Source organism: Gammaproteobacteria bacterium, from assembly GCA_016199745.1.
Taxonomy (GTDB): domain Bacteria; phylum Pseudomonadota; class Gammaproteobacteria; order Acidiferrobacterales; family Sulfurifustaceae; genus JACQFZ01.
The window spans coordinates 119,741-132,661 of record JACQFZ010000014.1 but is presented as its reverse complement, the minus strand read 5'-3'; the positions used below and the strand labels follow the sequence as shown (position 1 = coordinate 132,661).

9 protein-coding genes are annotated in these 12,921 nt (G+C 52.2%); 3 read left to right on the top strand and 6 right to left on the bottom strand.

What is annotated here, in order from left to right:
• Together HY308_03440 and HY308_03435 are read left to right on the top strand one after the other, a co-directional pair.
• Window positions 1–348: hypothetical protein (locus tag HY308_03440; protein ID MBI3897333.1), on the top strand; the 348-nt coding region annotated here is incomplete at its 5' end.
• A 621-nt stretch (window positions 349–969) separates the two neighbouring features.
• The gene (locus HY308_03435; protein ID MBI3897332.1) at window positions 970–4,884 is read left to right on the top strand and encodes a PAS domain S-box protein; all 3,915 of its coding nucleotides are present in this window, start codon (window positions 970–972) and stop codon (window positions 4,882–4,884) included.
• 186 nt (window positions 4,885–5,070) lie between these two features.
• Here HY308_03435 and HY308_03430 read toward each other — a convergent pair whose 3' ends face one another.
• The gene (locus HY308_03430) at window positions 5,071–6,279 is read right to left on the bottom strand and encodes a site-specific DNA-methyltransferase (GenBank protein ID MBI3897331.1); all 1,209 of its coding nucleotides are present in this window, start codon (window positions 6,277–6,279) and stop codon (window positions 5,071–5,073) included.
• Window positions 6,280–6,349: 70 nt separating this feature from the next.
• On the opposite strand from HY308_03430, the gene HY308_03425 reads away from it, so the two are divergent.
• Window positions 6,350–7,498 carry a DNA adenine methylase gene (locus tag HY308_03425; protein MBI3897330.1) on the top strand — a complete coding sequence of 383 codons (1,149 nt, stop codon included), beginning with the start codon at window positions 6,350–6,352 and terminating at the stop codon, window positions 7,496–7,498.
• 979 nt (window positions 7,499–8,477) lie between these two features.
• On the opposite strand, the gene HY308_03420 is transcribed toward HY308_03425, so the two are convergent.
• From HY308_03420 to HY308_03400, 5 genes are all read right to left on the bottom strand, one after another.
• Window positions 8,478–9,332 (bottom strand): nucleotidyl transferase AbiEii/AbiGii toxin family protein, encoded by an 855-nt coding sequence (locus HY308_03420; GenBank protein MBI3897329.1) that lies wholly within the window; start codon window positions 9,330–9,332, stop codon window positions 8,478–8,480.
• Window positions 9,329–10,288: a hypothetical protein gene (locus tag HY308_03415; protein MBI3897328.1), complete on the bottom strand. Its 960-nt coding sequence runs from the start codon at window positions 10,286–10,288 to the stop codon at window positions 9,329–9,331. The genes HY308_03420 and HY308_03415 overlap by 4 nt, the downstream gene beginning before the upstream one ends.
• A gap of 63 nt (window positions 10,289–10,351) precedes the next feature.
• A complete protein-coding gene (locus HY308_03410) occupies window positions 10,352–11,395 on the bottom strand; it encodes a DUF262 domain-containing protein (protein ID MBI3897327.1) in 1,044 nt (347 codons plus the stop codon).
• A gap of 4 nt (window positions 11,396–11,399) precedes the next feature.
• Window positions 11,400–11,978: a hypothetical protein gene (locus HY308_03405; GenBank protein ID MBI3897326.1), complete on the bottom strand. Its 579-nt coding sequence runs from the start codon at window positions 11,976–11,978 to the stop codon at window positions 11,400–11,402.
• A gap of 780 nt (window positions 11,979–12,758) precedes the next feature.
• On the bottom strand, window positions 12,759–12,920 hold the full coding sequence (locus HY308_03400) for a hypothetical protein (GenBank protein MBI3897325.1): 162 nt from the start codon (window positions 12,918–12,920) through the stop codon (window positions 12,759–12,761).
• Window position 12,921 lies beyond the last annotated feature (1 nt).

Below are 12,921 nucleotides of genomic sequence, written 5' to 3'. Positions count from 1 at the left end.
TCTGTTTTAGGCAACGACGCCGAGTACCTGCCGATTGATGTAGAAGGAGAAGCATCCGGCTCGTGGTATCTCCTTAATACGCTCCACGTGCCAAACGATGCGATCGACTACGACAAAAGCCACTACTTCACCATGTCAACCGGAGATCGTATCCTGACACGTCCTGTTTTTGTCGATCAAAAAATCCCCAACGATCGGATATTCGTTTATCCAAATTCCTATAATAGGATTGGAGTGAAGGGCGACTTCCTCAAAGAACTTGTATTTGCCCATAAGCTGACGGGCTTGCGGTTCGATCCGTGCGAGACTGTGAAAGACGATCCAATTCCCCAAGGCGTTGTAAGATAGGTTGCAACCATACGGGGCGTCCGAACCCATCGCGTGCCCCAATTTTTTTACCCTCACACAGAAAAAAATGATCAACTTATTTTCCCGCGGTGCCTTAGTGCAGCTCACACCGATAAATAAATATACGTCACAGGAATGGAAGAGCGGCAAGCGGGATAAAGAGTGTTGAGTAGTTAATACCCCGCCGATTTCCCGTTTGCTCTTTACGGGTAGCCGTTCGAGCCTGCCTCTTCCTCATTCTTTATAAGTTATTTGCAAGAAATCTACTACCTGCCTTCGATTCGTGATGTTCAATCCCACATTGTTCAGCTCTTTGCGTGAGTACCAGTAGGGGCTTAGTCGCGTTTCTCTCGGCGGGTTCTTTCAAGTTCCGTAAATTGATCTAACTCACGCTTCGACTGCACCGAGAGCCGCTGATGCCGATTTGCGGCCATTCGAGTTTTATTTCGGAACGCTCGTGGCATGGCTGATTTGGCGTGCGACAGCGGTGACGGCCAGCGTGGACACTCTTAAAAGAGAGATGGCAAACGGAACGCCCTCGTGATTTTTCCTGAAGAACATAAAGATTGTTCCGAATCTCTGTTTCTCGGAACGGCTTGCGCCACGCGGCGAGACCGTCGAATGGCGCTGGCAGTCATCCTTGTCATGCTCGTCGCCGGTGTCGTTGCGGCTCCCTATGCAGCGACTCCCTGGCGCGTCATTCCCGTGTTCGTGCCGACCTATAACGCGGCGTTGGTCGTGATCGACGTGACTACCGCGTTTCTGTTGTTCGGACAGTTCCGCGAATTACATCAGCGTTCGTTGCTCGTGCTCGCTTGTGGGTACCTGTTCACTACCGTCGTGATAGCGGCGCATGCCTTGAGTTTCCCCGGTGTTTTAGGAGTTCACGGGCTGATCGGCGGAAACCAGACGGCGGCCTGGTTGTGGGTGTGTTGGCACGGCTTCTTTCCATGCTTCGTTGCTGGCTATGCCATCCTTGCTTGGCGTGAGCGTCTACGAGGTACCGTTGAACCCTCCTTGGTCACCCCAGCTCGGCGCCTGAGTGTTATCAGCGCGTTGGCGGCGGTTGCTTTCGCCGGTGTCTGCATTCTGGTCGCTAGAAGCGGCCAGGATCTCTTGCCAGTGTTAATGGATGGGAACCGCCATATTCCCGGAGTTACGCGCCCAATACTTTCTATGGCTTGGTTCGCGACGCTAATCGCCCTGGGCCTTTTGCTTTGGTGCACGCGTGCTCGACGCATCATCGATCTGTGGTTGATCATAGTGCTTTGCATCTGGCTGATCGACACCGCGCTGAGCGGGATCCTCGTCACCGGCCGTTTTCAAATCGGATTTTATATCGGGCGCATCTACAGCCTATTCGCGATGAGCCTGATGCTGGGCGTGCTCCTCAAGCAAACGTTAAAGCTCCATGGCCAGTTAGCGCACGCGCTGCAGGCAGAGCGTAACAATGCGCAACGAGCAACGCAGGCCGAGGCGCAAGTACGAGCGAGCGAGGCGCAATTGCAGACGTTGTTCAGCGAGGTGCCGCTCGGCGTTTACCTGGTCGACGCCGACTTCCGCATTTGCCAGGTCAATCCGACCGCACGGCAGGTCTTTCATAATATTCCGGATCTAATCGGTCGCGACTTCGGCGAGGTGATGCATATCCTCTGGCCGCCGGAATATGCTACAGAAATCATCCAAAAATTCCGGCGCACACTCGAAACCGGGAAACCGTACTTCGAGCCTGAGCGTATCGAGCAACGCCGCGATCGCGACGCGACTGAATATTGCGAATGGCAGATCAGTCGGATCCCGCTACCCAACGGGCGTTATGGCGTGGTTTGTTATTTTCGCGATATCTCTGCCCAGGTGTTCGCGCGTCAGGCCATCGCCGCATCCGAAGAAGCGCTACGCAACAGTCAGGCGCGATTGCGGATCGCCATCGATGCGGCGCAACTGGGAACGTGGGATTTGGAGCTCGATACTTACGAGAGCACCGTCTCGCCGAGGATGGCGCAGATCATCGGTCTGCCACCGGGCCAGACCCGCGTCGAAAAGCACGAGTGGGTGAGCCTCCCCGAGGAAAGATCGCGTATCGAGGCGGCACTGGCAGCGGCCAGCGCGCGTGGCGCTCCGTTCGAGCTTGAGTTCCGGTTCGTGCCAAGGGGTGGAACTGAGCAGCGCTGGCTTCATTCGTGGGCCACGGTGGTGAAGGATGCCGCCGGCAAGCCGCTGCATTTTCTGGGCGTAGCAATGGACGTCACCGCGCGCAAACGTGTCGACGAAGCGTTGCGCGAAAGCGAGGCACGCTATCGATCGTTGTTCGAATCGATTGACGAAGGTTTCTGCGTGATCGAGGTCATCTTCGACAAAGCCGGCAAGCGGCCGCTCGACTACCGTTTTCTAGAAGTAAATCCAGCGTTCGAGCGACATACCGGGTTGGTCGATGCCGTCGGTAAGACCATGCGTTCGCTGGCGCCGGCGCACGAGCCCCACTGGTTCGATATCTACGGCCGGGTTGCACTTACTGGCGAGCTGGTCCGCTTTCAGAATTCCGCCGGTGCATTGGGCGATCGCTGGTTCGATGTCTGTGCCTTTCGCATCGGTAACGCCCAACAACGGCGGGTGGCTGTTATCTTCACCGACATTACCGAGCGCAAGAACGCGGAGGCGGTGCTGCACCGCGACGCCATGCTGCTGGCGAACGTACGCGATTCGGTAATCGTCACCGACTTAGACGGCATCGTGACGTTCTGGAACGACGGCGCGACCAAGTTGTTCGGATACGAAGCATCGGAAATGCTCGGTCGTCCGTATGCCGACCGCCAGCCCGAGCCGTTGCGTACGGAAACGCGCCTGCGGATTCGACGCATCGCCAAGGGCGGCGACGAATCCGAGGGCGAGTGGCTAAGTTACCGCAAGGACGGATCGCCGGTCTGGATCCACGCGCATACCCGCCGCATCAACGACGCCGCCGGCAAGCCGGTCGCGATTATGGGGTTGGCGCATGACATCACCGAGCGTAAGCACACTGAAGAAGTATTGCGCGAACGTGAGGAGCGGCTGCAGCTCGCACTCGCGATCGAGACCGTCGGCATCATATTTTTCGGCCTCGATGGTCGTATCACTGACGCCAACGAGGCGTTCTTACAAATGAGCGGTTATGGTTGGGAGGAATTGGCAGCGGGTAATGTGTGCTGGGACATGATGACGCCAGCGGAATTTATGCCGGCCTCTTGTAAGGCCGTTGAGCAGTTGAAAACGCTCGGCCGCACGGTTCCGTACGAGAAACAATACATCCGTAAAGACGGTTCGCGCTGGTGGGGCTTGGTCGCCGCTACGCTGTTATCCGACGACGAAGGTGTCGAATTCATCATTGACGTTACTGAACGCCGGCAAGCGGAAGAGGCGTTGAAACAGGCCGATCGCCACAAGGACGAATTCCTGGCGACGTTATCGCACGAGCTGCGCAACCCGCTCGCGCCGATTATGAATTCGTTGAGCATTCTGGAGCTGGCTGGTGAGATCAGTCCCAAGTTCAGCTACCTACTCGATATTATGAAGCGGCAGTCGCACAACTTGGTGCGGTTGGTGGACGACTTGCTGGAGTTATCGCGGATTTCCCGCGGCAGCATCGAACTGCACCCGGAGCAAGCCGATGTTGCCGCCATCATTCGCAGTGCCATCGAAACCAGTCGCCCATTAATCGAGAGTGCGGGCCACCGGCTGACGGTTTTCTTGCCGTCCGAGGTGACAATGCTGGAGGTCGACTCGCTTCGTCTATCGCAAGTTGTGGCGAATCTATTGAACAACGCCGCCAAGTACACCAACCCCGGCGGTCAGATCGTGCTCAGCGTGCGCGAAGCAGATACGCACTTGCTGATTTCGGTGCGGGATAATGGCATCGGTATTCCGGCAGAAATGTTGCCGCGCATCTTCGAAATGTTTGTCCAAGGCGACCGTGACCACAAGCCGTCGCAAGGAGGTTTGGGAGTCGGCCTCAATCTGGTCAAGAGTTTGGTGCAAATGCATGGCGGATCGGTGGAAGCGCACAGCGCCGGACTGGGGAGGGGGAGTGAATTTATAGTTCGCTTGCCGCTTTTAAGGCGACATCCGCAGGCCATTAACGTCGATGACAGGTCAGTCAAGGCGGCGCCAACGGCATGCCGTGTTCTAGTTGTTGATGACAATGCCGATGCCGCCGCTAGTCTCGGCGTTTTGCTGCAAACGATGGGGAATGAAGTGCAGGTTGTGCACGACGGCGCATCGGCGCTGACAGCAGTGGTAAGGCATCAGCCGCAAGTGGTATTTCTAGATCTCGGTATGCCCGACATGAGTGGCTACGAGGTTGCCGAGCGAATCGCCAACAGTCCTGCGCGCGCTGCCATCACGCTCATCGCATTGACGGGTTGGGGTCAAGACATAGACCGTCAGCGTACACAGGCAGCGGGATTTGATCATCATCTCGTCAAGCCGCCCGATATCGCCGTGGTCGAGGAACTGCTTTCGAAGTCGACGACGAAAAATGCGAGCGGCGAGCGTATGCATTAACTCGGTTGGTGCTGGAAAGTGCTGTAGCGACGAAGTTTTTCAATCGCCGGCCATTAATCGGTCAACTTAAATATCAACCACTTACCGAGACGCCTGTTGCGCAGTTTGCACGATCTTTCAGGACCGCGGAGAGCTGATCTCCGCAAAAGTTCCGCGCTTGTCCTCTTCCGCTTCCAATGTGAAAAATTACCGTTTCGTTATTCGCAAATTGGGAGTTGCGCGATAGAAGTCAAAGCCTCCGCCTCCAAGCCAACTAAGGTTTTTTGAAATACCGCCCTGTTCACCATCAACGACTTGCCGGAGTCGGCGTGCACAATGGGTTACCGCTTGAGCACCATTCTCAATACCGATATAGCGCCGAGACATTTTATGGGAGACAGCGGCCGTCGTACCCGATCCTAAGTAGGCATCCAAAACAAGATCATCTGGGTTTGTTGCTATCTGAAGTATTCTAGATATGAGCCCTTCGGGTTTTGGAGTTTCAAAAACCGATTTTTTAGGAAACAACTCTAGTTGATGTTTCTTAGCCGAATCGTTAGTTCCGACTTCCGCGGCAGCCCATAGGGTATGAGGCGTAATGCCAGGACGTGAATCTTTAAGGAATTTCTTCAGTCTTGGAACACCATTACCGTCGCGGCCAAACCAAACGTTGTTCTTACTCATCTCTTCCTTCATCCGGACTTTGTTATATGCCCAGCACCGGCCTAGTGGAGGAGAGTGGCGCTTACCATTTGGCGCAATAATTTCATAAAACTGGCTCGGGGTTGCATGTCCCGCTTGAACATTGGCCGAGACAGACTGCCACGGTCCTCGCGGATCGTTATCTGGATTCTTATACCGATCAGCAACAACACTCGTTATAGGAAGCGGATTACGCCTATCGCGAAAAACACGAGCGTTCTTCGCGTACACAAGCACGTACTCATGGTTGTTCGAAAATACTTTTCGGTTTTCGCGTGTAGTTCTCTGTTGCCAAACTATGGTACTGATGAAATTTTTCCGCCCAAAAATTCTGTCAGCGGCGACCTTCAGATAATGAATTTCTCTGTCATCAAGAGAAATCCAAAGGCTACCATCGTCCCGTAGAAAATCGACGAGTCGGGTCAGTCGTAGAGTTATGTTTTGCAACCATGTCTCGTGATCCAAATCGTCGTCGTAGTGGGTGTAACGCTCCTGGTTGTTATATGGCGGGTCGATATATATGCAGCGCACTCGCCCAACGTACCTGGATGCGATAGTATCTAAAACAGAGAGGTTTTCACCTTGGATAACAAGGTTCCCGATATTTCGAGCGCCGTAAGATAAGGCCGCTACGTGTTCTAGCCCGGAGAAAGCTGCTTTTCTCCTGGAATATTGGCTAGTACGGTCTGTTACAGTGTTGAATTCAGTTTGCATGGGGAAATCGAGTTTGTCGTTCGAAGAGCTAAGGCGTCAGGAAAAGAAGAGCCAAGCATTTTATAGCTAAATGACAACTCCAATCTCGCAACTGGACTTCGGCCTTCCAGAACTGGATGAGCAGCCGAACGAAAGCGGCCCGGTGCTTCAACAAGCAAAGGTCTTCCGTCCAATTCACTATTTGGGCAGCAAACTGAGGCTTGTAACTGTAATTCGCGATTGCGTAAATTCACTAGACCCTTCCCGCGGACCAGTATGTGATCTCTTTGCAGGGTCGGGAACCGTGTCCCTTGCCCTATCTCAAGAGCGAGAAGTCCTTGCTGTCGACATCCAAGAATATTCACGCGTACTTTGCTCCGCGTTATTAAAACCGGCGTCGTTCTCAACAGAAATAGTAGCTCAAGTTTTAAATGAAATTCGAGTCTCCGAACACCGTAAGCAGCTACAGTGGGCGGTTGAACCCCTCGTGTCCCACGAACTGTCCTGCATTAAACAGGCGCTATCTGGAAATCCCGAACCACTATGTGACCTACTCGAACATGGGTGCATTCTGGCGGACGAGCGAGACCTCTGCAAGGCCACAGACCAAGATTTACAAGGGGCGATAAACGAGACTAGGCGTCGTTTGGAAGCGAGGTCCTTGGTTAAAGGTTCCCGTGCTTTGGTGGTGCGGCATTTCGGCGGTGCGTATTTCTCTTATGCACAATCAGCAGACATTGATGCGATTCTAGAGGTAGTACACACCAAACCATTTTCTCAAAGAGACTCACTTCTCGCGGCGGTCCTTAGTACAGCCAGCGATGTGGTAAACACAGTTGGGAAACAGTTTGCACAGCCGATTAGACCTCGAACCAAGCACGGCGAACCCAAGAGACACTTAGTGTCGAAAATCGAACGAGACCGTTCCCGTGACGTTCTCAATAACTATTCAGCCTGGTTAGCTCGCTACCAATCTTTAGCGAAAAGCGAGCGAAATCACCAGGCCATCCAAGGGGACTACCTAGAGGTTCTTGGAAGCTACAAAGGAAAATTGTCGGTTGTTTATGCAGACCCGCCTTATACGCGAGACCACTACAGCCGCTTTTACCACGTGCTTGAAACCCTGTGCCTTAGAGATAACCCCGCCGTTTCCACGATGGAAATAAAAGGAACTAAACAGCTAAGTCGAGGGATTTATCGACAAGACCGACATCAATCTCCGTTTTGCATCCGGAGTTAGGCACCAAAAGCTTTCGAGCGCTTGTTCGAGGAAGTTCGGCGACACGAAACTTCATTGATATTGTCATATTCGCCGTTTGTTCCCGGCTCCAACGCAAGACCAAGGCTACTAACAATTACCGATATTGTAGAACTTGCTAAACGGTCCTTTCGACACGTTGAAGTTGTTTCGGGAGGACGAATCTCACACAACAAATTGAACACCGTTAAACTGAACGCTGAAGTGACTTACGATGCCGAAGTCTTTTTCGTCTGCCGACCCTAAGCCCTCCAACAATCAATTCGAAGTTGCCATTTTTCGAAAACTTACGAAATGCTTTGTCCGCGAGTACCAGGTTCACGCCTTGTGTGGACGCAAATGCGAAAGCACCTCCGCCACTTATAGCTCCATCGCACGCTTCAAGCAGGGCTTCGAGCAAATAGGCGCTTTTAGGATCGTTGGGATCTTGGAGATAGAGCGGCATGTAGGCAGACCGGTTGTGTAGTAGTCAGGTCAGTTGCGGGCAAGGAATTGAGTAGTTGGGTCCCGTGAAATCAAAAATTCGATGGTGTGTCCTATTTTTACGATTCTTTTCCGCGTTGATTAATGTAGACATAAGCCCGCCCTAATGGAAATCGCATACACGAACTAAGCAGACAATAGAGGTAGTTTGGGCCCACCCCGTCACAGTAGTTGATATGCAAGGGACCGGGTAAGGGGGTAAAACTCCCGCAAGCGGATTACTGGAGTTAAGGCGAGTGTTGCAACTGATTGAAAGAATGGTGGCCGGGGGCAGAATTGAACTGCCGACACGCGGATTTTCAATCTCGGGCCATTATTCGATCAATTTTAATATCAACCACTTACCGAGACGCCCGTTGCGTAGTTTGCAGGGTTTTGCAGAGCGGAGCAGAGCTGATCTCCGCAAAAGTCCCGCACAGCCTGGCTGGTTGACGAAGAATTCCATCCGTGCTAATGTCTGTACTCGTACAGACATTAGCTAGGCCGATCTTTCTTGGAGATAGCCTAGATCTGAAACCAACAGACGTAGCTGCTCGAGATAAAAACCGAACGGTTCAATTGTTTCTTTCTTCACAGCCGCTTCTACAGAGGCGAAATGCGAAGCCTGAAATTCCACGAACTCCGGTTCAAAAATCCCTTTTATCAGTTCTGGTGAAACATCCTTGGCCGCAAATACCTGCGGCAAGTGATGCCGCAGTTCCGCGTATAATTCGGTTGACCGATACTTTTTTACCAGCTGGTAAATATCAAAATAGTCACGCGCCCGATTTTTTAGCTTCCCATGCGGATAGAGAGGGTGTTGCTGACAGATGGCCCGTAGTTTTTCAAGAACCAATAGTGCCGTTGAGTAGCACGTTACCACCGAACCATCTAACTCTACTTTCTCGGTGCTATCACAATATTCGTATTCGCTAATTTCAATTTCTATTCTGCTTGCGGCTGCGCCGTCGGGAATCAACGCGGCTCGCTGCTTGAATTCGATATCTCGTGAACTTAACTTAGCGCTTATCAATTTGAATTCGAAACACCAGCCCGCCCAAAATTTAGGTTTAGACTCCATCCGTTCTTTCGGTTTCTTTCTGAATACGGTGTCGAATACTTCAAAACCCAACGTCGAAAAGTGCTCACTTAATGCGTTTCCTATATAGGCGAAATATTGATCGGGGTTTTCTATTTCAGAGCTAACTGAAAAATCGATGTCGGTTGATAATCGCGTATTTATGTTCTGGGTCAAAAATAATGCCGATCCGCCCTTTAACACAAGGGTTCGCCGAAGAATTTCATTTGAGAAGAGAGCTACCACGCTCTCATGTATTACTTCCTCAATGGTCATTTAAAAAGACCTCGGGGATAGTACACGCCCCACGATTCATCGAACTCCCATTCGAGCTTGTAACCTTTGGTCAGATAGAATTTGTTTTTAGGGGGACCGAATTGCGCCCCCCATCTTTTTGCAAGCTTGAGATGACCAACCCGATCCAGCAATAACCCAATCCGCTGCCAATGCGGATACTTGAACTCCAGTTGGCTATAAAGTTCAATCAGGGAATCTAGCTTGATTCTTTCCGCGGCTTGTTTTGTGGCATCGACGACATTTGAAATTCCCCCAGCATTTTCTGGAACCGCAATACAGTCGAGCAGCGTTCTCTCTAGCCCCGTTATAAGCGTCGGAACTTTTTTTTGTTTGAAGGGTATATCGCGCAATTCGACTCCGGCACTCCCGGTATAAGCTCTGGCCAAGAACACGAATCGGTACTCTCCAAGAGAAGCTACGTTTGGATGTTCTTTAGGCGGTTTTACGAAAGCGTCCCGTAATTCAAAATCATCGAAGTTCTCCGGAGCTACAGTTTTGGAAGAAGTGCTGGGTCGCTCCTGGGCGATAAAAAAGGTGCGTGGAACTTGTTTGGTGAGCTCATTCCAGAAAAGGGCGGTTTGGTAACAGAGATATGATCTTGGGTAAAATGCTATGGCCACCTCTAGCGGGTTCACGTCAGTACTTGGTAACGTGGAATAGATATCTGGAATGGTCCTGTATGAACCCTTCCACTTCAGTTTGAGCTTATTCAGCCCCTCAGAAAGAACGCGCCTTTCGAGTCGGCCCAATCCACTTACTGATAGGTTTTGCTCCAGACCAAACTGATTTATTACTGGCCGGATTGCTTCGTAACGCCGCGGTGTGTGCAGGAGCGGGAGTAGTTCCCGATACAGTTTGAGTTCGTTCTTGGAGTTTACCGAAACTTTCTTTTCGGACTTTTTATTCTTAGCGGAGGAAGATGTCTTAAGTGGCACTGTACACGTACAGTGCCACTTTGTGCATGTTTTGTCAAGCCAGCCTCAAATACACTAATAGAGTTAGCCGTTTTTCGGGAGAATGGTAGCGAGCCTGTTATCTAATACCTGTTCACGGCCCTTGCGGCTTCCAAGATCCGAGGCCGCGCGCTCAACGTTTTTGACATAGGTTTGTATATCTTCGTCGGCTGCACCTGCCTCGAGCTTTCCGCTAACGATCGCGTCGACAGTGGAAGCTAGTTGGAGCAATATTGTTGACGCTTGGTTTCGGGCGTCCGCTGAAAGAGGCAGCGCTGCCGCATGACGCGCGAGCTTTAGGAAGAGTGAATAGAAATCAGATTTCTTCCGCCATCTAGTCTTTGACATGTCTGGCAGTAGTTGTTCGATTTCCCCTAAGACCCTGATGAAGATGCTCTTAAGTTGTTCTGCCTCCTCAAAAGTCGTCTCATACTGTTGGTAGAACTCTTCAAGATTCTTCTTCTTGTTCTGGAGTCCGTTCAATACGGCAACCGCAAGCTCGCTGACATACTCTGCGTCGAGCATTCGTCTCCGGTCGTTAGCCGAAAATAGGCCCGCGACGCTCCAGAATTCAAGGTCAGCTAACTCTTCCATGAGTTTGATAAACGGCCCCCAATAGGTGGCGTGGCGTAATTCCTGTGGATTGAGGATGACGGTGTTTCGATTGATGCGCTGGAAGATGGCGCGCAATTCTTCGTCTGGCATTTCAGGAAGCAAACGAACGATGAAGTTGTATTCGAATACCTTCTTTCGATCGTCTGGCGACAGATCGTCGAATGCAAGCCCAGCCCAATGTGGACTCTCATCGTCGAGTGCATATTCTCCAGCCAAAAAAGAGAGCACAGCGCGAATGCGCTGTTGTCCGTCGACTACGACGTGCTTTTGATCACCAGACGCGTCCGTCAACTCCTGCATGTAGAGTTCCGGAATCGGGTACTCCAGCAAGATGGTATCAATGAGGGCGCTCTTCTGCCGGTCGGACCATACAGGGTTGCGTTGGAAAGGCGCTTTTATGATGATGTCACCGGCTTCAAACGTCTTCTTGAACCAAACTACGGTGCGCTGGGTCGTGTTCAGGTAGCGTTGCATGTCGTTATCCGAAGTGTGAGTCGCGTAGGGCACGTACGCCTTGTACGTGGTAAGCGCGCAATGAGTCGTAGTCCGCGTAGATTCGCAGATTGACTGAGCGCCCAAGTGTTGGTTGAAGTTGTGCGACTTTGCTTATGGCATTCAGCCACTGCAAGCCAAAGGGCAAGACGCCAAGCAGGCGGTCCGTAGCGATCGTTCCCCAGTAGATGTAGCGGTTAACGTGCTCGTCCCATGCTATGCGGGTTCGTGCGTCAACGCGAAGCCGTCTGGCGCCGTTCATGCGCAGGTAACGCCAGCCGACTGAGAAGTGGTAGGGCGAGACAATGGCGACGTCTACGTCCGAGCCGTCATCGAATGGCTTAAAGTTTTTGGACGGATTCAGGCTTGCCCCAGTTGCGGCACTTCCGACGATGGTGATGCAGGCTGGATCGACCTCAACATATTCAGCGAGCGCCCTTTTCCAGTTTACGAAGAGCGTACGATCATTGGCGAATATTGCAGGGATACGGTCGAAGAGATGGCCCTCAACGAACGCAGCCGGCGTGCTGCTTCGAAGTGACTGTAATAGAGCTTCGCGGATCATTATGGGTTCAGTTCAGTAGGATGGTTATGGCATCTATTCTGATGGCTAACGAACCGTGTATTAGACAGATACTCAGATTACATAACTAGACGGGGTCCTCCTATCATCTTTTCCGAGAAGACCCTCCGACAGCACGAGGAAAAGTATTGGACAGAAGTACGGCAAGGGGTATGGCAGGATAGGGGTCTTGAGATACAAGACCCCCGCCGCATCGCGGCGAGTTCGGCTGGCGAGAATCGCCAGCGGCTTTTTGTACCACCAAAAGCCTATCCTGCCATACCCCTTTGTCGTGATGAATCCTTCTTCTGAAATCGACGAACGGCGACTTAGTAACATTTCGAAATCTTTTTCATCTGTTGTGGTCGGAGGACTCAACATCTAGCGTTAACTGTTTTGGGGATACAACAATGACTAGCCCCTGTCCTCGGTTCGATTACTGCAATGCTCCTCTCTGCCCGCTCGACAACTGGACCTTACGTCATCACGTCAAAGGCGAACCCGTTTGTTTCTATCTGCGGGAGACCGCTAAACATGGCGGCAGCATGCCGCTGCGAAGGAACTCATCGAGCAGGTCTCTCAGGCTTACCGAGAAATAGTTTTCTCGCCCCACTCCCGTTGGGGCGATGTTCGACGACGACTTCTACGAGCGGCGTTGTCGCCGTCGAAATCAGACACCGGCGTATCGCAACGCGCGAGTACGTTGCCATGACGCGTGGCGACAACCATTTTTCTCGATTGCCGCTTCCTCGCATCATCCGCCTGCGCGATGCGCCGGCGTACCTAGGCATGGACCGGAATCGCTTCAACGCCGAGGTGCGCCCACGGCTGCACGAGAAACGCATGGGGATACAGGGCGTAGCCTTCGATCGACTTGAACTCGACGCCTGGGCCGATCAATACTTCGGCTGCAACGGGCGTCTCGGTTTTCCGAAAGGAGAACATT